Annotated in this window: 17 protein-coding genes; 13 read left to right on the plus strand and 4 right to left on the minus strand. The window is 62.9% G+C overall.

Features of this window, described 5'->3' with window-relative positions; all coding sequences use genetic code 11:
* Window positions 1-10: 10 nt before the first annotated feature.
* Window positions 11-1,924 (minus strand): PAS domain-containing protein, encoded by a 1,914-nt coding sequence (locus VMW12_10975; GenBank protein HUZ50238.1) that lies wholly within the window; start codon window positions 1,922-1,924, stop codon window positions 11-13.
* Window positions 1,925-1,992: 68 nt separating this feature from the next.
* A complete protein-coding gene (gene mnmA, locus VMW12_10980; protein ID HUZ50239.1) occupies window positions 1,993-3,072 on the minus strand; it encodes a tRNA 2-thiouridine(34) synthase MnmA in 1,080 nt (359 codons plus the stop codon).
* A 59-nt stretch (window positions 3,073-3,131) separates the two neighbouring features.
* On the opposite strand from mnmA, the gene VMW12_10985 reads away from it, so the two are divergent.
* From VMW12_10985 to secA, 9 genes are all read left to right on the plus strand, one after another.
* Window positions 3,132-3,968, plus strand: a complete 837-nt coding sequence (locus VMW12_10985; protein HUZ50240.1) for a helix-turn-helix domain-containing protein — start codon at window positions 3,132-3,134, stop codon at window positions 3,966-3,968.
* A 43-nt stretch (window positions 3,969-4,011) separates the two neighbouring features.
* Window positions 4,012-4,503, plus strand: coding sequence for a YajQ family cyclic di-GMP-binding protein (locus VMW12_10990; protein ID HUZ50241.1), 492 nt, complete (start codon window positions 4,012-4,014; stop codon window positions 4,501-4,503).
* A gap of 4 nt (window positions 4,504-4,507) precedes the next feature.
* Window positions 4,508-5,884, plus strand: coding sequence for a 30S ribosomal protein S12 methylthiotransferase RimO (gene rimO / locus VMW12_10995; GenBank protein ID HUZ50242.1), 1,377 nt, complete (start codon window positions 4,508-4,510; stop codon window positions 5,882-5,884).
* A complete protein-coding gene (locus tag VMW12_11000) occupies window positions 5,877-7,268 on the plus strand; it encodes an LCP family protein (protein ID HUZ50243.1) in 1,392 nt (463 codons plus the stop codon). Before rimO ends, VMW12_11000 begins: the two co-directional genes overlap by 8 nt.
* Before the next feature lie 9 nt (window positions 7,269-7,277).
* Window positions 7,278-8,090 carry a polysaccharide deacetylase family protein gene (locus tag VMW12_11005; protein ID HUZ50244.1) on the plus strand — a complete coding sequence of 271 codons (813 nt, stop codon included), beginning with the start codon at window positions 7,278-7,280 and terminating at the stop codon, window positions 8,088-8,090.
* A gap of 17 nt (window positions 8,091-8,107) precedes the next feature.
* On the plus strand, window positions 8,108-8,290 hold the full coding sequence (locus tag VMW12_11010) for a hypothetical protein (GenBank protein ID HUZ50245.1): 183 nt from the start codon (window positions 8,108-8,110) through the stop codon (window positions 8,288-8,290).
* 37 nt (window positions 8,291-8,327) lie between these two features.
* A complete protein-coding gene (locus VMW12_11015; protein HUZ50246.1) occupies window positions 8,328-9,476 on the plus strand; it encodes a hypothetical protein in 1,149 nt (382 codons plus the stop codon).
* A 141-nt stretch (window positions 9,477-9,617) separates the two neighbouring features.
* Window positions 9,618-12,104: a GAF domain-containing sensor histidine kinase gene (locus VMW12_11020; GenBank protein ID HUZ50247.1), complete on the plus strand. Its 2,487-nt coding sequence runs from the start codon at window positions 9,618-9,620 to the stop codon at window positions 12,102-12,104.
* Between the two features lie 102 nt (window positions 12,105-12,206).
* The gene (gene secA / locus VMW12_11025; protein ID HUZ50248.1) at window positions 12,207-14,846 is read left to right on the plus strand and encodes a preprotein translocase subunit SecA; all 2,640 of its coding nucleotides are present in this window, start codon (window positions 12,207-12,209) and stop codon (window positions 14,844-14,846) included.
* Between the two features lie 4 nt (window positions 14,847-14,850).
* On the opposite strand, the gene VMW12_11030 is transcribed toward secA, so the two are convergent.
* Window positions 14,851-15,720 carry a hypothetical protein gene (locus tag VMW12_11030; GenBank protein HUZ50249.1) on the minus strand — a complete coding sequence of 290 codons (870 nt, stop codon included), beginning with the start codon at window positions 15,718-15,720 and terminating at the stop codon, window positions 14,851-14,853.
* Window positions 15,721-15,817: 97 nt separating this feature from the next.
* On the opposite strand from VMW12_11030, the gene prfB reads away from it, so the two are divergent.
* A protein-coding gene (gene prfB, locus VMW12_11035) for a peptide chain release factor 2 (protein ID HUZ50250.1) occupies window positions 15,818-16,928 on the plus strand; the annotation gives its coding sequence in 2 pieces (ribosomal slippage) (window positions 15,818-15,886 and window positions 15,888-16,928; 1,110 coding nt in all).
* Window positions 16,929-16,932: 4 nt separating this feature from the next.
* Window positions 16,933-18,270 carry a DUF2079 domain-containing protein gene (locus VMW12_11040; GenBank protein HUZ50251.1) on the plus strand — a complete coding sequence of 446 codons (1,338 nt, stop codon included), beginning with the start codon at window positions 16,933-16,935 and terminating at the stop codon, window positions 18,268-18,270.
* A gap of 171 nt (window positions 18,271-18,441) precedes the next feature.
* On the opposite strand, the gene VMW12_11045 is transcribed toward VMW12_11040, so the two are convergent.
* Complete coding sequence (locus VMW12_11045) at window positions 18,442-19,413, minus strand: hypothetical protein (protein ID HUZ50252.1); 972 nt, start codon at window positions 19,411-19,413, stop codon at window positions 18,442-18,444.
* A gap of 21 nt (window positions 19,414-19,434) precedes the next feature.
* Here VMW12_11045 and VMW12_11050 point away from each other — a divergent pair, with 21 nt between their 5' ends.
* Together VMW12_11050 and VMW12_11055 are read left to right on the plus strand one after the other, a co-directional pair.
* The gene (locus VMW12_11050) at window positions 19,435-19,779 is read left to right on the plus strand and encodes a heavy metal-binding domain-containing protein (protein ID HUZ50253.1); all 345 of its coding nucleotides are present in this window, start codon (window positions 19,435-19,437) and stop codon (window positions 19,777-19,779) included.
* Complete coding sequence (locus VMW12_11055) at window positions 19,779-20,441, plus strand: uracil-DNA glycosylase (GenBank protein ID HUZ50254.1); 663 nt, start codon at window positions 19,779-19,781, stop codon at window positions 20,439-20,441. The genes VMW12_11050 and VMW12_11055 overlap by 1 nt, the downstream gene beginning before the upstream one ends.
* The last annotated feature ends 4 nt before the right edge of the window (window positions 20,442-20,445 follow it).

Raw genomic sequence — 20,445 nt, forward strand, 5'->3', positions numbered from 1 at the left:
CGACAGGCTCCTAGGCTATCAAATTACGCTTTGCGATCGCTTCGAGAAAGAGCCGTAACGCGGTCGTCATGTCGGTCGAGAGCGGGAGGTTCCACGTCACGCGAATGCGGATCGTGCCCCTCGGTACGAGCACCCCGCCGGCGCTAAGGAACTCTGCCACTTGAGGCTCCACGCCTATGACGACGTCGGATCCGAACGGCATGAGATCGACATATTCGAAAGCGACCTGCGCGCGCCACTCTGCTTCGAGGATCGTTGCAAGCGCGTCCATCCGATCGGCTAGGGCATGATATCCGAGCAGTTCGTCGGCGAGCGCGATCGCGAAGAGCATGGGATGATTCGTGCCGGCTGCGCGCGTGCGCACCCCGGGCACGTGCTGGATCGCGGTGACCGACGCTAGCGCTCCGGTATCGTCGAGGGTGGGCCGCACCTCTAAGGATACCCACGCACCCGGTTCCTCGTCGGTCTGCACGAACATCATCCGCTGCACCGAGATGCCCTGTTCCAGACGATGCCACAGCACGAGCATCTCGTGCGACGGGTCGCCCGCGCCCAGAAGCGTCGTCGACAGATACCTGCCCTGTTCCATCGCCGCGCGATTTTGGTAGCTGATCTCGAGTTCGTACGGAGGAACGACCTCATAGATCACGACCGGTTCATCAGCCGAATCTAACGCCTGCGCGAATTGGGCGCTCTGCCGATACTCTTGCTTGCGTGCCGTGATGTCGCGACCGGTGAAGAGCCAGTACGTCGGCTCGCCGCGTTCGTCTCGCAATGCCCTGGCAGTGAAGCTACTCCAGATCCGTTCGCCGTCGCCTCGCCTGAAGGCCACTTCGTTCGCGATCGGAAGGTAGTGTTCGAGCTTGTGATCCATCGAGCGCAGCGTGCGCAGTTCGGTCAATTCACTCACGAGACGGTGCGTCGGCTGCCCGATCAAATCACCGCTGGGTCGCTGTAAAAACGCGCTCATGGACCCGTTGACGTAGCGAATGTATGGGCCGCCCTCGCTCGGTCGCGTAGCATCGGTAATTAACACGAGATCGGACGTATCGGCGATCACCGATTCGAACAAACGGGTGATTTGGGTGCGGCCTCGCCGTTCTGTAATATCTTCGGTCACGAGGATATAGTGCGGCTCTTCACCGGGGCGACTCTCAAGGCGCGAACAGCAGACATTCAACAAGTACGTCGCGCCTTTAGCGCCTTGATACTCGGTCTCGAACGGCGTTTCGTCGTTATCTCGCATATGTCGGGCGATACGACGGGAGAATTCAAGGTTGGGTTCTCGATCGAATACACCGGGAAAGCCGCTGAGAAATTGCCCGCGCGAGATGCCGGATCGCCCGACGATTGCGTTGTTGACATAGAGGAAACGGGGCAGAGTACCATCGGAGTTGAGGCTGCAGACCGCGATGCCGCTCTGGGCCGCATCGACCGCGCGCTCGAGGATCTCGATCTGCTCGGTTCGTCCTTCCGGAGTGCTGCGCTGCTGAGCGATGACGGCGGCGATCGCGGCCCCGTCGCGAAGAATCGGCTCGATCTGCGCCCCGTCCTCGCGTGCGATCCGATCGAGCAGAGCGAGCGTTCCGAGCACGGCGCCATCGGGAGAGCGAATCGGGGCGGTCGCGATAAAGCGAAGCTGTTCCGGGCCATGCACGAGAGACGATGTCGAAAATGTGTCGTCGTGCTCGGGATCGTCCACGATCGTGAGCGCCGGGACGGCGAGACTTCTGAGATCGAACCCGACAGCGTCGTGCAACCCGATGCTGTGGGCAAGCCACGGATTGCCCGCTTTCCAGAAGATCACCGTGGCAGCCGGGACGTCCGCCCTAGCGATCAGGAGTGCCAGCAGAGCATCCGCCGCATCGGCGCTGGGAGGCTCGGGCGGCGTTCGTTGAACCGCGTAAGAGGAAAAAACCGTCATATCGATAGTGTGTGCTCCCCGTCGAACCCAACCTACCCGCTTCGGCTCGGTTCCAAAAGCGGCAGCCGCTAGGTTATATGCGCGATCGTCGCCGCCCCCAAGACTTCGTCGCCGTCGCGTTCGAAAAGTGCCACCAATTGTCCGGGGGTCACCGCGCGGACCGGCTTGTCGAATCGCACCTGGAGGTTCCCGGTTCGATCGATGCTGGCGAGCGCCGGAGCCGGCACCGCTCGATAGCGAACCATCACGTCGACCGGCCTCGGTTGCTCGCCCAAGAGATCCGGGCGTAAGAGATTGACTTCCGTCGCCTCCAACCCATCCGCCAGAAGCTCGTCGTGGGTCCCGATGGTGATGGTGTTCGTCGCGGCGTCGATACGGGTGACATATCGCGGCCCGGCGTTGCTCGCAGGGAGTTTGGCACGCTGCCCGACTGTGTACTGCGCGATCCCGGCGTGCGTGCCGCGGACGGTCCCATCGGACGCGACGATCGTTCCGGGTGCGTTGATACCCGGGCGAACGCGCTCCAGGACCGCGCGATAATCGCCGCCTTCGACAAAACAGATGTCCTGCGACTCGGTCTTATCGTGGATCGCGAGCCCGAGCCGCTGCGCGTGCGAACGGGTCGTCGCTTTGTCCCAATCGCAGAGCGGAAGAAGGAGCCGGGAGAGTTGCGCGGGCGTCAGTTGCGCTAAAGCGTAGGCCTGGTCTTTCGCATGCGGGTTGCGGAACAGATGCGTGCCGTCTTCGCGATGCTCGACCCGTGCGTAGTGTCCGGTTGCGATGTACGTCGCACCGAGCTTGTCGGCATACGCTCCCAGCGTCCCCAGTTTGACGAAGTTGTTGCACGAGACGCATGGGTTGGGCGTGCGTCCCTGCGCGTAGTCGTCGGCGAAACGCTCGATGACGTTCCGGCGGAACGTCTCCTCGAAATTCAGGACGTAGTGCGGGATGTCCAGCGTCGCGGCGGTGCGCCGGGCGTCGTCGAAGTCATCGATGCCGCAGCAGCTTTTCGCGTGCGGCGCTCGAGTGGGTGAGTACATCTTCATCGTTACGCCGATCACGTCGTAGCCGGCTTCAACCAGAAGGCCGGCCGCAACCGCTGAATCGACGCCGCCGCTCATTGCGGCGATCACGCGGGGTTTCTGCATGCTCGTTGGATTCCTAAGTGCACAGGATAACAGGAGAAAGGAACTAACACAAAGCCCCAATGCCAGCGTTGGGCGAGCGGTTTCGCGCCGCACGTGAGGCTCGAGGCCTCTCCCTTTCCGATGTCTCCGAGCAGATTCGTATTCGCTCGGTCTATCTTGCTGCCATTGAGGACGAGAACTGGGTGGCGATCGGCGCCCCCGTATACATCCGCGGCTTCCTCAAAACCTACGCGCGGTTCTTAGGCCTCGACGCCGACGAGATCGTCGCGAGTTTCACCGATCGGCCGATTCCGCCGGCCGTCGAATCGCACGAACCCCCGAGCCGTCCTTCCCGGCAACCCTTGCCGCCTCCGGCCGAGGCTGAGCCACCGCCGCGAAACCTCACCCCCGTTCTGTGGCTGGCCGCCTTGGTTGCCGTGGCGTTGATCGCCTTCGTCGTCTACAACGAGTTAACGATCGGGACCAAGAGCCCCGCCCCGGTGACGGCCCAATCGTCGGCAGCCCCGAGCTCCGCCGCTTCCAGCCTGCCGGTTGCTTTGCCGAGCCCGGTCGCTTCGGAGACTCCGATCGCTTCGCAGGCGGGCGGCACGCCGAGCCCCGGGGCGTCGCCGAGCTCAGCACCCTCGTCGAGCCCCGTGCCCTCGTCGAGCCCGGGGAGCGGTGGCCCCAATACCGTCCAGGTCGTCCTCTCGGCTCCCTCGTGGGTGCGGGTGACGGTTGACGGAAATGTTAGCATGGAGGGTACGTTTCCGGCCGGGACGTCTCGGCTCTTCCACGGTAAGACGGCTCGCCTGCGCATCGGAAATGCGGGCGGCGTCAGCGTCTACGTCGATGGAAAGGGCCTGGGAAAGCTGGGCGCCGACGGAAGCGTCGTCGAACGTACGTTTTCGTTATAGCGTCGCAAGACGTCAGCTGACTGCATCATCCGGAGGAGAAATCGTGGCGAGCGAATCATCGTTCGACGTCGTGTCGCGCATCGACCAGCAAGAACTCGATAACGCGCTCAATCAAGCGCGCAAAGAAGTCGAAGGGCGTTTCGATTTCAAGAACTCCAAAACGAGCATCGAAAGCGACGGCAAAAAAATCACCGTCGTCTCCGACGACGAACTCAAGATGAAGAACGTCATCGACATCCTGCAGGGCAAAGCAATCAAGCGCGGCATCGATATCAAGGCCTTCGATTTGGGCGCCGTCGAGCCGGCCGCGGGCGGCACCGTTCGCCAGATCATTACGCTCCGGAGCGGGATCCCGAAAGAGAAGAGCAAGGAGCTCACGGAGAAAATCAAGTCGCTCAAGCTCAAGGTCAATGCCCAATACCAAGACGAGCAATTGCGCGTCTCCGGCAAGGATCGTGACGCGTTGCAGGCGGTGATCGCCGCACTAAAAGCGATGAACTTCGAACTTCCTCTCCAATTTGTGAATTACAGGTAGCACGTTGCCCTCAGTTTCGTTTGTCAGCCTCGGATGCGCCAAAAATTTGGTCGATACCGAAGTCATGATCGCTAAGCTCGGCGCGGCCGGATGGCAGCTGGAAGCCGACGCCTCGCAGGCCGATACCGTCATCATCAACACCTGCGCGTTTATCGACCCCGCCAAGGCGGAGTCGACCGAAGTCATTCTGGAGCACGCGCAGCAGAAGCGCGCCGGGCAGCAACTCGTGGTTGCGGGTTGCCTGGCCCAGCGATACGGCGAACAATTGCAAGCGTTGATTCCGGAAATCGACGGCGTGGTCGGCACCGGCTCGTACGCCGGGATCGTGGAGTTGCTCGACGACGTTCAAGCCGGTAAGCGTCCGGTTCGATTGGATTTCGAGGCCGAACCCGAGCACGATTTTCTGCCGCGTCTCATTACGACGCCGCGGGCCACCGCATATCTGAAAATTGCCGAGGGATGCGACCATCCGTGCACGTTTTGCATCATCCCCAAATTGCGCGGCGCGTTCCGCAGCCGGAGCGAGGAATCAATTCTAAAGGAAGCGCGGGCGCTCGCTGCAGGCGGCACGCGCGAACTGGTACTCATCGCGCAGGATACGTCGATGTGGGGACGCGACCGGGGGATGCGCCGCGGCGGCCTCGCGCAACTGCTCGAAAGTCTGCACGAAGTCGAAGGCATCGACTGGATCCGCTTGCTCTATCTCTATCCGGCGACGGTGGACAGCGAACTGATCGAGGCGATCGCTCGCTTGCCGAAGGTCTGTAAATACATGGATATGCCGTTGCAACACGCGCATCCGGACGTGCTGCGGGCGATGTTGCGGCCGAGCAACGGCGAACGCTATCTCGAGATCATCGACGAATTCCGCCGCCGCGTTCCGGGCATCACGATGCGCTCGACGTTCATCGTGGGTTTCCCAGGAGAGTCGCAGGAACATGTGGCCTATCTTGAAGAGTGGATAGGCCGGGCCGAACTGGATCGCGTTGGCTTTTTTGAGTACAGCGCGGAAGAGGGTACTCCGGGCGCGACGCTGCCGGGAACCGTTTCGGCGCGCGAGCGCCGCAAGCGGCTGGTGCGGCTGCGCGAGGCGCAACGTCAGGCCTCGGAGCGCGCTCGGTCGCGGCGACTGGGCTCGCAGGTGAACGTCCTGGTTGAGGAGCGGCGACCGCTTCGTAAAAGCGATCCGTTTCGGGCGGCGTTGGGGCAGGCTCAGGTATGGTTCGGTCGTTCGCAGGGTGAAGCCCCGGGTGTCGACGGCGGCATCTATTTTAGTGGTGAGGCCCAGATCGGCGCGTTCGTTCCCGTCACGCTTGACGGGCTCGGAGCCTTCGATTTCTACGGCCGTGCAACCGTGAGGGAGACCAGTATCGTTGGGTAAGCATCTGTCGCCGGAAGCGCCGCGTACGCGGCGGTCGAACGCGCCGCTTCTACGGCGCGTCTTGCTGATCGCAGGGCTGCTGTTCATCGGCCTCGCATCGGCTCTGGTCGGGTACGCGGCGTTCAAGCATAAAACGCCGATGCAACTCATCACCGATGCCTTCGTGCCGTCGCCCGAACAGGTTTTCGGAAAGTCGAATTTGTTGGTCCTGGTCGAAGGTTTGGATTACGACTACACGGCCAACGACATCGAGTTCTCGACGAACTCGCGAAGCGACGTCATTTGGGCCGTCAATTTCGATTTTCCGACCAAGCGCATCTACGAGCTCTCGATACCGCGCGATATGGTCGCGACGATGCCGAATGGCCAGCAAGCCAAGATCAACCAGGCTCAAGCCGACGGCGGCGTGAGCGAAGCCAAGTCGGTCATTGCGGGCTGGCTCGGTATTCCGGGTTTCGACCGCTACATCGTGCTACGCATCGACGCAACCAAGGATGTGATCAATGCCATCGGCGGTGTCGACGTTTACGTGAAGACCTCGGACTGTTTGCGCGAGAAAACGAATTGCACCGGCGGGTCGATCAACTACGACGACTCGTGGGGCCATTTGCACATCCATCTCAAAGAGGGCATGCAACATCTCACCGGCGACCAGGCCGTAGGCTACATGCGCTTCCGCCACGACTGGTGTAGCGATCCGTGCCGCATCATGCGTCAACAAGAAGTGTTGCACGCGCTCATTACCAAGCTCAAAGGCGATCGCATCAACACCCTCCTGCACGCCGGGACGCTGCTGGCGGTGTTTCGCAAAGACGTCATGACGGACTTTACCGACAACGAATTGCTTTCGCTCGCGAATTACTATTCGGAGATGACCCCCGGCGGGTTGGTGACCAAACAGGTTCCGTATACCGCCGATATCAATCTGCCCGATTACGGCGATTCGCTCGTGCCCGACACCGTGGCGCGGGCGCAATTGGTCCAATCGATGCTGATCGCCCCTCCGGTGCCGCAGCCTTCGCCCGATGCGATGGCGCTCGCCGCGATCGTGCCCGGTACGCTGCGCGTCGACATTGAGAACGGCAGCGGGGTGCCCAACGCCGCGCACGCGGTCGCGGAGCGCCTGCGAAAGGCCGGTTTCACGATCGGCAGCGTCGGTAATGCGCCCACCCAGGATCATCGTGTCACCACCATTCACGAACACTCGAAAACGACGTTTGCCGGCGCCAAGGTGCGCGACGCACTACCGATAACGCTGCATTCGATCCCCGTGCTTTCGGACGGCGCCGACGCTCAGGCAGCGGCCGGGACGCAGCCGGGCGCTCCCACCAGCGACGTGACGGTCATCGTCGGTCGCGATCTCGCAAAGCTAGGCCCGAGGTAGCGGTTGCGCATGCGATTCTTTGCACTTCTCGCGTTCGTCGCGGCCCTCGCGCTGGGCGGCTGGCATCTGCTGGTTCGTAGCAGCGACGAGTTGCGACCCACCCTGGTCACTCCGTCGATGAACGTCCATAACGAATTCTCGAGCGATCTGGGCGCGCGGCTGTACCGGGTAACCCATCAACCAACGCTGGCGGCCGGAAAGGACGCCTATCCGAAGTTGATCGCATTGACGTTCGACGACGGACCGTATCCGATTTTCACGCCGCTGCTGTTGCATCAGTTGCATGCATTGCACGTCCCGGCGACATTTTTCCTGATCGGGCGCGATGCTCAGCAATGGCCCGAGCTCGCGCACCGGATCGAGGCCGATGGTAACGAGGTCGCCGACCACACCTATTCGCACCCGGACCTCGACAAAGAATCGGATCGGCAAGTACAGGAAGAGGTGCTCCGGGGCCGTGACGTGCTGTGGTCCCTGACCCACGATCCCTCCGTTCGCACGCTCATGCGCCCTCCCCACGGACGCTATACCACCGCCACCCTGCACGCCGTCCAATCGCTCGGCTACCAGGTCGTGTTGTGGACCGACGACGGCGGCGACTGGAAAACGCTTACCCCCAGGCAAATCGAGACGCACATGGCCAAATACGCGACCGCGCCCGAAATCGTCCTCTTGCATAGCGGGAAGCTTGCGACGATCCAGGCGATGCCCGAAGTAGTCGCTCGCTTTCGGCGGGCAGGGTACCAGTTCGTGACCGTCGGAGAGCTGCTCCGCCGCGTGAACGCCCAGGAAATCAACCGGCCCGAACGCCGCTCCCTTTAAGGTTTATCGATAAGACTATGCCGAGAGAGATCATCGATACCCAGAGCAGCCGTCCGGCCTACGTCCGCCGGCGGTGGCTGACCGCGCTCGTCGCGGTCGCGATCCTGCTCTTGGTCGCATATGCGGCCTGGACGTTTGTCGGGTCGCATCGTCACGGGGCCCGGGCGAACGCCGTCGCTCCAGGAAACTCGGCCCACTAAGGGAACACGGCACCGTTCAATAACCCAAGGAGAGTACATGCTGCGTAGGCTTACCCTGGGATTTGTGTCCCTCGTCGCTGCGGGCGCGTTCGTCGCGTGCAGTTCGAATAACACAAACCCAATTAGCGTCGGACCCAATTTCCCCACCGCGTCGCTCTATGCGACCAACACATCCCAGAATGCCGTCAGCATTTACTTGCCGGGCGCCGCTTCCGGCTCGGGGCCGTCGAACCAAATCGGCGGGTCGAACACTCAGATTACCGGGCCGCAGTACATCGGATTCGACTCCTTTGGCGACCTCTACGTTACGAACTACGCGCAATCGACCGGCGTCGCTTCGATTATCGTGATCAAAGCGCTGGCGACGGGCAACGTCCTGCCGATCAACGGCACGACGAACGTCCAGCACCCGCGCGGCATCGCGGTCTTCTCATATCCGACGACCGGAAGCACGCCGTCTCCTCAACTTGCGGTGAGCAACGTCAATTCGGCGGCCGGCGCCGGGGTGACCAGCCAGGTGCTGCTTTTTGACGGCACGATACTCGGCTCTCCGTACACCGTGATCGCGGGCCCGAATACCGGCCTTAACGTGCCCAGCGGCATAGCGGTCGATTCGAGCGACAAGCTGTATGTGGCCAATCTGCAGGGCGCTTCGGTCGAAGGCTTTGCCCTTCCGACTCCCGCTCCGACCCCGGCTACCAGCGCGACCCCGGCACCGACACCGTCGCCCACCCCGACGGCGAACCCGTCGGCCAGCCCAACGACAAGCCCGACCCCCGTTCCGACCGCAACCCCGCTCGATCTTGCTCCGGCGTTCGTAATTTCGGGAGCGGCGACCGGCATCGTCACGCCGACCAGCGTGGCTCTAGACGGTTCGGGAAATATCTACGTCAGCGACCAGGGGAACCCGGCGCTGGGCATGCCGCCCTCGATCTTGGTCTTCAGCCCGGGCCTTAACGGCAGCGTTTCGCCGGCACCGGTGCGCAAAATTACGGGCAGCGCCACGCTACTGCTGGCGCCGACCGACGTGAAGGTCGATTCGAGCGGCAAGATTTACGTTGCCGATTCAACCTCGTCGGGAGCGGGCGTGGTGTACGTTTACGCCGCGACCGCGAACGGCAACGTCGCCCCTTCCGCGACGCTGACTTCCCCAGGTTCGATTAGCGGGCTTGCGCTAAGCCCGTAATATGCAGGAGGGCTCACCGTCAGCTCGCTGACCGACCGTTTCCGCGCGCTAATCGAGCTCGCCGATGCAACAACACCCCAAGCGCGTGCGGCAGCCATCATCGGTGCCGTGCGCGCTTGCGTTTCCGGTGGTGAGGTGAGCGTGTTGGTCTTCGACGACGAAGGCCAAACCAGCCTCACCGATCCTTTGGAGGCGCGGGGTTTTGCGCTGCGCGACGGCTCCGCCGAACTGCGCCGGCTCTTTCTGCACGCGCTCGCGCGCTTCGACGAGGGTGGCGCTTCTCTGGTATCCAGAGAGCAGCAGCGCGCGTTCGTCGGCGTCACGAGTACGCTTGGGAGGGCCGACGCGCTGTTCGTGCCGCTGGTAGCCGGTTCGCAGACCATCGGGGTCGTCGTCGCGATGCCGGACGAGCCTGCGTCGGCGGAAGTTCGGGCAGAACTCATTTCGCTCTGCGCGGTGATCGCGCGCCTCCTCGAGCGCGATCGGGCACTGGTGAAGGCACGCCGTCAGTCGCGCGACAGTCAACTGCTGGCGATGGTCAACGAGCGCTTGCACAAATCGCTGGATCGGCGCGACGTCCTCTTCGGTATCGTCGACGGCGTACGCGCGGCATTCGACGCCGATCGCTGCATCGTTTACGAACGGCTGGCCAACGCGGATCGGGCGGTGATCGCCGCTTCCGCGGTGCACGACGGCGCCGCCGCCCCGCCCCGGGCCCCGATCGAGTTGGATGCGGACTTGCGCAAAGTCTTCGGCGGCCTCACCGTTCGCCGCGAGGACATCGATGCGAGCGGACCCTTTGGTGCGGGGACCAAGAGTGCGATCGCCGTCCCGTTCGTCGTCGACGGGCAGGTGGAAGACGCGCTGGTGCTCGCGTTCGATCGGCCGCGCGGCTTCGAAGATGCGGATGTGACGGCGCTGCGGTCGCTGGCATTTCACGTGGGCCTCGCGCTCTCGAACGCGCGTTTGTACGAACGGGAACGGGCACGGCGTTCGCAAGCGGAGACGCTCGAGCGGGTGGTGCGTATCCTGCGCGATACGCAGTACGTCGACGAAGTATTATTGGTCTTTGCGGTTACGGTATCGCACGAATTGCCCGTCGATTGCGCGGCATACGCGATCGACGGTGCGTCGCTCGTGCGCCGCGCTCTGCGGATGCGCGAGCAGCGCAGCCGAGAACCGGCGGCATCGGTCGAACGCGCGCTATTGGAGCCGTTTCTTGCGGTAGAGGAGCCGTCGAGCGAATCTTTGGTGCCGCGCGCGGCTCGCTCGGCACTTTTCGACGATCGCAGCGGCGTCGTCGTTCCGTTGCGCATCGACGGCACGCTGTGGGGAATGTTCGTGGTGCGGGCCGCGGAGGGCGAAATCGATTGGCCGCACGAAGAACGCGCGACGTTTTTCCGTACGCTGGGTTCTCATCTTGAGATCGCGCTCGCGAACGCGCATGCATACGAACGCGAGTTGCGGCGAGCGCAAGAGCGGGAAACCCTGGCCGAAGCCGCGCGCTCGATTCTGAGCCACACCTCGATCTCACCGTTGGCCGACGTCATGTGCCGCTTGGCCGCGAACCTGGTTGGGGCGGAACGTGCGTGTGTCTTGCGCTGGGCCAGCACCTCGTATGAGTGCGTCGGCTACTACGGCGCCGAGGTGCCTTCGTTGATCGAGGCTAGCGGGTTCGATGTCGCCCATCGCGCCGAACGTCTCTCGGGGCTTGGGAGCGACGACCGGCGGGTCCAGCGCTTGATCGACGGGCCCGGTTACGTCGTGATCCCGCTCGCGCGATCGGCGGCGCCGGATCGCGCCGTCGATACCATCGATGCGTTCTTGCTGCTCGGACGCGAGAATCGCGGGCGATTTGGTCGGGACGAGCTGCGATTGTTGCAAGAGTTCGGGGCGTTGCTGGCCCTGGCTTTGCGAAACCTGGAACTGTACGAGGCGATGAGTTTCGCCAATCGTGCGCTCCAAGAGTCGAGCGAATTTAAAGACGATCTGCTCGCAATGTTGGCCCACGATTTCAAGGGCCCGCTGACGGTGATTCTTGGATACTGCGAACTGTTGCTGGAAGCCGAGGACGAAGGGCGCGAGGAAATCGAGACGATCTTTTCGCAGACTCGCCGGCTGGTGCGACTTTCGGACGACGCGCTCGTTTTGGCGCAGACGCAATCCGAGGGCTTTTCGCTCGCTCGGACGACGCTGGAGCTCGGATCGTTCGTCGCGGACTGCGCGCGGGCCGCGGCACCCAACAACGAGCGCGTGGTCGTAGAGGTTCCGTCCGAACCGATTCCGGTGGAGCTGGATCCTCAAAGGTTCCGGCACGTGGTCGATAACCTGCTTCAGAACGCGCTGAAATACTCCGAAGGCACCGTGCGTGTGCGGGTCCGTCGAGCGGCCGATCGGGCGCTCATCGAGGTGAGCGACGAGGGGATCGGTATTCCGAGCGAGGAGTTGGCAACGCTCTTCACTCGATTCGGCCGAGCAAGCAACGCCAGACGCCAGGGGATCGCCGGGTCCGGAATAGGCCTCTACGTTGCGCGCAAGATCGTCGAGGCCCACAAGGGGGCGATCGTCGTACAGAGCAAGGAAAACCAGGGCAGCACCTTTATCGTTAGCCTTCCCATAGTCTCCTAATCCGCCCGGCTCGCAAGGGTGCGACAACGGTCGCATCCCGACGGTGTACAATAGGAGGCTGGGGGCAGAGGCCCCGCACGCTAGGAGAACACGAGTACCCGTATGGCATTCCTGAAAGCGCTGTTTGACGGCAACGAGCGAGAAGTCTCGCGATTGCGGCGCACCGTCGATAAGGTCAACGCGTTAGAATCGGCGACGCAAGCGCTCTCCGACGAAGCGCTCCGCGCAAAAACGATCGAGTTTCGCGAACGCCTGCAAGCAGGCGAAACGCTGGACGATCTCCTGCCCGAAACGTTCGCCGTCGTCCGCGAGGCCGGCAAGCGCGTTCTAGGGATGCGCCATTTCGACGTCCAGATCATGGGCGGCCAGGTGCTGTACGAAGGCCGCATCGCGGAGATGAAGACCGGCGAAGGCAAGACGCTCGTCGCGACGCTTCCCGTATATGCCCGCGCCCTCGAGGGCCGCGGCGTCCACGTGGTCACCGTCAACGACTACCTTGCGCGTCGCGATGCCGAATGGATGGGGCCGCTTTACGAGTTCTTAGGACTGACCGTCGGCATCATCCAACACGGGCTCGAACCCATCGAGCGCCGCGCGCAGTATGCGTGTGACGTCACCTACGTTACCAATAACGAGGTTGGGTTCGATTACCTACGCGATAACATGGCGTGGCAGGTAGAAGATTTGGTTCAGCGCGAGTTGTATTTCGCGCTGATCGACGAAGTCGATTCGATCCTCGTCGATGAGGCGCGCACCCCGCTGATCATCAGCGGCCCGTCGCAAGAATCGACCGAACTCTACGGAAAGTTCGCGCAGATCATCCCGCGTTTAAAAAAAGGCGAAGACTACACGGTCGACGAGAAGGCACACGCCGTGCCGATCGCCGAACCCGGCGTCGCAAAAGTCGAGAAGATGCTCGGCATTCAAAATCTGTACGATCAGCGCAACATCGAGCTCGCGCATCAACTCAATGCGGCGCTCAAAGCCTGGAATCTATTCCATCGCGACCAGCAATACATCGTCAAAGACGACGAAGTAGTCATCGTCGATGAATTTACGGGACGCCTGATGTACGGTCGCCGTTATTCCGACGGCATCCATCAAGCAATCGAGGCCAAAGAAGGCATCAAAGTTCGTGGCGAGGACCAGACGCTCGCGACGATCACGTTCCAAAATTTGTTCCGCCTCTACGACCATCTGGCCGGTATGACCGGCACCGCAAAAACCGAAGAACGCGAGTTTCGCGATATCTACGCCTTGGACGTCGTCATCATTCCGACGAACCAACCGATGGCGCGTAAAGATAGTACGGACATCGTCTTCAAATCCGAAAAAGCGAAGTTCGAGGCCGTCGTCAACGAAATTCTCGAGGAGCACGGCAAAGGCCGCCCCGTCCTGGTGGGCACGCGCTCGATCGAGAAGAGCGAGTTGTTGGCTTCGATGCTGCGTCGTCGCGGCGTCGAATGCAACGTGCTCAACGCAAAATATCACGAACAAGAAGCGGAGATCATCAAGGATGCGGGCCAGCCCTCGCAGGTGACGATCGCTACCAACATGGCCGGGCGCGGTACCGATATCAAACTCGGCGAAGGCGTGGCCGCGAACGGCGGCCTGCATATCATCGGGACGGAGCGCCACGAGTCGCGGCGTATCGACAACCAGTTGCGTGGCCGCGCCGGGCGCCAAGGCGACCCCGGTTCCACACGCTTCTACATCTCGCTCGAAGACGAAGTGATGCGTCTGTTCGGCGGCGATCGCATGAACGCGATCATGGAGCGCGTCGGCTTTACCGACGAGCAGCCGATCGAATCGGGCCTAGTGACCAAGTCGATCGAACGCGCGCAGAGCAAGGTTGAAAACCACAACTACGAGATGCGAAAGCACGTCCTCGAATACGACGACGTGATGAACAAGCAGCGCGAGATCATCTACGCCGATCGCCGCGCGATTCTAGAGGGAACCTTCGACGGGCGCACCTTTTTGCTCCAATCTCTCGCGGCCAAAGTCGACGAGGCGGTCGAGCACAACGCGCCGGAAAATGCCCACCCGAGCGAGTGGGATTACGACGAGATGCTCAACGAACTCGAACTGATTTTCCCCATCAAGCAAGAGTTGAGCCCGGACGATCTGCGCGGTAAAGATAAAGAAGAGATCCGCGCCCTTCTGCAAGAGAAAGCACTCGCGGCATACGAAGCCAAAGAAGCAGAAGTGACGCCCGAGATCATGCGCGTGGTGGAATCGCGCTACTTGATGCTGCCGATCATCGATCGGCAGTGGGTCGATCACCTCTACGTGATGGATCATCTCAAAACCGGCATCGGCTTACGCGGTTACGGCCAGAAAGATCCCCGGGTCGAGTACGAAAAGGAAGCGTACGAAATCTTCGAGTCGCTCAAGAACAACATCGCGGACGAAGCCGTCAAGGGGATATTCCGCGTCGTGATCGAGCACGGGCCGCCGCCCGATCAGCAATCGCCGATGCAGCAGTTCGAGACGATTCCCGATGGAGCGATGCTGCCGCAGGCCGCTCCGAACGGCCGGCTCTCGCCGGATCAGGCGGAACAACTGCTCGGCCCAATCCCCGGCTCGCAACGCCGCCCCGCGCAACTGCACACCAATAAGGACGACGAATCGCCGGCGGCACCGGTGCATCGTAACGAACCCAAAGTGGGGCGCAACGACATCTGCCCATGCGGCAGCGGGAAGAAATACAAGAAATGCCACGGCAGCGGGGTCGCATAGCACCTTAGAGGTTCGGGTCGCCGTATTGAAAGGCGATCGGCTCGATCGGCCGGGGGCGCATCCACGTGCCGGGAAGGCCGTTACCGCCGGCCGGCGTCTGCGGCATGCCCGTTGGACCGTTCGTCAAGGCGCCGCCCAAATCGACGTTGTTCGCGTTACAAGTGACGTCCACGCCGTTCCCATTTTTACGCAAGGTCGTGGTGATGCTTCCGCCTAGCCCGTTATTCGCGGTCATCTGCACCGAACCGTCGGTACCGAGCATGACGGTGTCGCCGTTTCCGAGATTGAGGGGCGTGCCCGACTGTAATTGTAGCGGCATGCCGTTCTGCATCACGGTCGCGGTACCGGCGTTATCAAGGCTGACGCTCGTCGCGCCGTAGTTGGTGGAGATCGTCGCGCGCTGGTTCCACGCGATGCCTTGGGCGTTGGGCGGCGTCGTCTGCGTGGCGAGCGAGAAACCGCCCGGGAACGAATCGGAGTGCAGCAGGTCGGGCTGGTTGCCCATGTTGTCCCAAGCCGTTCCGTTGAAACTCAAATGCGGGTCGCCCAGCGATGCGCCGTTCGCATTGCCGTAGTACTGCTCGCCCGGGACGCCGGGGTTGCCGGCGCCCCCGCTCGCGAACTGCGAAAGCATCGAGCTGAGCTGTTGGATGAGGCTTTGAATCGCGCCCCACAGCCCGCCCGATTGCCCCGACGTTTGCCCGAAGTAGCCGCCCCCGTAGCCACCGGGGCCTTGAGGCGGGATCAGCCGGGCGATCGCATCGGCCGGGGTGCCCATAGGGTTGAAGGACGGCGGGGCGATCGCCCCGCCGTCGGGATCGGTGCCGCCGGCAAATGCCGCGAACGTTGGGTCGGCCTGAGGTTGAACGATCATAGGAGCCCTCCATCGTGTCGAGTACGCCGCTCTATCACGCGTTAGGCATGCCGCGACAAGGGAGCGGGCCGGTCGGTGAGAAACCGCTCCACCCGCAATGAGCGATTCTCAGATGACCACGATCACCCGTCTGCACGACCGTCTCGCGACCCTCAAGGAGCGTCTTTGACTACGCTGCCAAGACGCGTGAGATAGCCGAACTCGACGAGCGTACCCGTGCCGACGGTTTCTGGAACGACACCGAACGGGCGCAGACGGCGATGAAACTTCTGGCCGACCTCAAAGAGGAGGTCGCGCGTATCGACGGCGCCGCGAGCTCGCTTGCGGACGCGCGAGAGATGCTCGAACTTTTCGACGCCGATCCCGCGGCCGAGCGGGAGATCGATGCCAACCTCGACGGCGTTCAAGCTGCGATCGAAGCATTGGAGATGGCGGCCAATTTCGACGGCGAATTCGACACGCACAACGCCATTGTGAGCATCTTCGCGGGCGCCGGCGGCGTCGATGCCGCCGACTGGACGCAGATGCTGCTGCGCATGTATCTTCGCTGGGCCGAAACCAAGGGGTTTCGCACCCAAATCGTCGAGCAGTCAGAGGCGGAAGAGGCCGGCCTCAAATCGGTGACGTTTTTCTTGCGCGGCCGCAATGCCTACGGAATGCTCGAAAGCGAGCGCGGCGTCCATCGTTTGGTGCGCCTCTCGCCCTTCGATGCCGCGCATCGTCGCCACACGTCGTTCGCCGCGGTCGATATCGTCCCCGAAATCGAAGCCGGCGAGAAGAGCGATATCGAGATCAAACCCGACGATTTGCGTTTCGAAACGTTCAAGTCCGGCGGCGCCGGCGGCCAGCACGTCAACAAGACCGAATCCGCCGTGCGCATCGTGCATATCCCCACGGGTATCGTGGTGGCATCGCAACAAGAGCGCTCGCAAGCGCAAAACCGCGAGGTCGCGATGACGATTCTGCGCGCCAAGCTCGTCTTGCGGGCGGCCGAAGAACGCGACGCAAAGATGAACGAGCTGCGTGGAGAGCGGCAAGCCAACGAATGGGGATCGCAGATTCGCTCGTACGTGCTACAGCCGTATCAATTAGTGAAAGATCACCGCACGAACGTTGACGTCGGAGACGCACAGCGCGTGTTGGACGGCGATATCGACCCGTTTATTTGGCCGTACTTGCAGCAGCGCCGTACGCCGGCGAAGGCATAAGCGCGTGAGGGATCGGGTCGTCTGGGGCCTTACCGCGCTTTATGCGGTGCTCTTTACGGCCCTCGGCGTCGTGCGGTACTCGGCGCATCGCAATTTCGTCGATTTTGGAATCTTCGCGCAGACGGCGGCGAGCGCGTTCGGGTGCTTTTGCAATGCGGTCGAGGGCAGCCATTACGCGTTCCATTTCTCGCCGATGCTCTATATCGTGGGAGCTGTCATAGCGCTCGTTCGATCGCCGATCGCGCTGATCGCGCTTCAGGCGATTGCCGGAGCGCTCGTGATACCGCCGATTGCCGGGATCGTGGCGCGGCACGGCGACCGGAGGCTCTCTCGATTGACGGCTGCGGTCGTCTTTCTCTATCCGGCGCTCGGCGGCGCGATCTTCACGGATTTTCACGAAAACGGATTCGCACCCGCGGCGGTTGCGTGGATGCTCTGGGCGTTCGACGGCGGATACTTGGTCGCAACCGCGTTCGCGGCGGCGATCGTGTTGTGCGTGAAAGAAGATCAAGCACTCTTCTTGGCCGCCGCCGGCGGCATCGGCGCCTGGCGCTATCGCGGCAGTACCGCCGGTCGTTACGCACTGGGGATCGGCGTTGCAGCGCTTGCGGTATTCGGTCTCTTTTTTCTGGCGATCCAACCGCATGCCGCGGCGAATCCTCAATGGGCCCCGACGCGCTTCTACGCTTGGACTGCCGCCGATGTCCGCGCGCTCGTTCCGCTCGGAGTGTTGGAGCGACTGGGATTCTTCGCGTTGGCGTTTGGGCCGCTGCTCTTTCTGCCGTTTCGCTCGTGCATGATGTGGCTGGCCGCCGCCCCGCTGGCGGAGGTACTGCTCTCGAGAATGTCGACCACATTCACGCTGGGCACGCACTACGCCGGCGCGTGGATCGGTTACGTTCTGGTAGCGTTTGCGTTCGCGGTCGGCGGCCTTGGGGCACCGCGGGCACGCAAATATCTCTGGTGGTGCATCGCAATCTGCGTGCTGGAATACGCCGTGGCGAATCCGCTTCATCCGGGCCTGAATCTTCACCCGCCCGCTCCCCGAGATGCAGCGCTAGAACGCGTGCTGCGCGGCCTGCCGCCGGATATCAGCATCGCAACACAAGAAGAAGCCTACACGCATCTCGCGTTGCGCGACCCCTATGCGCGCCCGCTCCCCGACGATCCGGCGCGGATCACGCACGCATGCTTCGTCTTGCTCGATCGCGACTATCCGGATTCGCCGCGGCTGGTCGAATACGGATCGAGGGTCGATGCGCTGGTTCGCTCCGGCGTCTACGCGACGGTGTTGCACCGTGGCGGAATCGAATTGTACCGCCGCCGCGGCGCGTGCCGCTAAAGCGCTCGGGACGTGCTCGCCGTGGTCGGGGCACCGCTCGTCGGCGTGCATCCTGCACGCCTCCTGCTCCTGCGTTTTTGCGCAACGCCCAAAGGAAGTTGGCATCCTGCCAATTGCGCAAAAATCACAGGTGCCCCAACCACGGCGAGCACCTCCCGAGCGCTTTAGCGGCTAGCCGAGCAATTGCGTTAACGCCGTGCTTGCGCGTCGATGCCATTCCGGCGTAGCCTCGATCGCTCGGTACGGGGCCGCCCATGGGTGCCAGCGTGCTACCTGCAACTCAAAGGCGGGGCCCGGCGGAAAGATTGCGACCGTCGGCGTGCCCGTCATGCCGGCGATATGGATGGCTCCCGAATCCGGCGCGACGAGCGCGCGCGCGTTTGCGATCGCGGTTTTCCAGGGCGGCAGCGTCTCGAACAATTCGACCTCGATGCCGGTGCGCTCGTGCCAGCGCGCGGCGTAGGCCGATTCGCGAGCCGAAGCGACGGCACGCAACGGTGCGACGCCGGCGAGATCGCGCGCGAGTTGCGTGACGCGTTCGAATGCGATACCCAGGCGTTCCCATTTGTCGGTGATCTGCAGAGCGACCCGCGGATCCGCTGCAACGTTCCCGTCGACAACGAAGGGTCGCAACAATGCGGGGTCCTTGCTCGGCGACGTTGCGGGGAGGAGCTGCTGGCCCAGCGCGAAGAGCGCCTCGCATTCGTGCGCCGCGTTGGAATCCAATCCGGCGGCGCGATGCAGCGTCTGCGTGAGCAGCGAGCGCACCCAGAGCGTCTTCAACGGCTTGCCCCAGCCGTTGTCGAAACCGATTCGCGCCCGCGCTTTGCTTGCCGCAGCGAGCCGGTATCCGCCGGGATCTTCCGTCGCAACCAGTGCGTGGGTGTACGCACGCTCCGCGAGCTCGGCACCGAAACGGGCGATCGCTGCGAGATTCTCGTGCGTATCGGAGCGAAGGGCGAACGGTGCGATAAAGCGTTCGCGCGCGGCCGACGGCGTCAACGCGTCGAAGTTTTCGGCCCGCAGCACGATGTCGGTGGGGATTCCGCGGTGCGAGAGGGCTTGGAGCAACGGCGTTAGCGCGACCGCGTCGCCGATCGCGTCCAGACGGATGATGAGCACCGATGGTGAAGATTGCGCCATGTCCTATTGCGGAGCTTCGGCGTGATCGCACGTGAAGCCGTTTCGACCTTCGACGATCTCGAAGGGTATCGCATCGTGCGGACCTTCGGGTACGTCTCCGGTATCGCCGCGCGGCCGCGCAATCGGCTGCGGGCCACCTTTCGCAGCTTGGGCATGCTGATCGGCATGTCGCCGGGCGAATTCTTGAGCGATGCCGAGCATCTGCGCTCTGAGGCGATGGACGGCATCTACAAGCGCGCGGACGCGCTCGGAGCCAACGCGGTCGTCGGTTTGCAGTTCTACGTCTCGGAGGACGGCGACGGGTCGTGTAAGGTCGTCGCCTTCGGGCAGGCCGTGTTCGTCGAAGCGATCGGCGAGGGCGAGTAGTGTCGCTGGAAGAGCGGGCCCGCCGTTCGAGGCTCCTGGCCGCCGCGGCAGCGAAGACGGCGGCCTGCCGGCTCTGCGCGATCGGTTCGGAGCGCCGCAATAATGTTTACGGAGAGGGCGATCCGTGCGCGCGGCTGATGATCGTCGGTGAAGGCCCCGGGGAGACGGAGGACCTGTTCGGCCGGCCGTTCGTCGGGCGCGCCGGGCAATTGCTCGAACGGATGCTGGGCGCGATCGATCTCGCGCGTGAGGACGTGTACATCTGCAATACGGTCAAGTGCCGCCCCACTTCACCGAGCCCGCGCGGGCCGAAGAATCGCGCCCCAGAACCCGGCGAGATGGCCAACTGCCGCCCCTACCTCGACGAGCAGATCGATATCATTCGGCCGAGCGCGATCTTGGCGCTTGGAGCGCCGGCCGCCAAGAGCTTTCTCGGGCGCGAGTTCGCGATCGGCAAGATGCGGGGCATCTGGTACGAGGGGCCACTGGGCATCCCGTTGATCGCCACCTATCATCCGGCCTATCTCTTGCGCCAGACCGGCGGCGAACTCGAAGGCGTCAAGCGCCTGGTTTGGTCGGATCTGAAGGCGGTGCGGACGAAGCTCGCCGAGCTGAGGGAGCCTGCGCCCCCGGGGCCACCCGAACAAGTCGGACTCTTTTAGCACC

It is taken from the genome of Candidatus Dormiibacterota bacterium (assembly GCA_035532835.1).
Taxonomy (GTDB): domain Bacteria; phylum Vulcanimicrobiota; class Vulcanimicrobiia; order Vulcanimicrobiales; family Vulcanimicrobiaceae; genus DAHUXY01.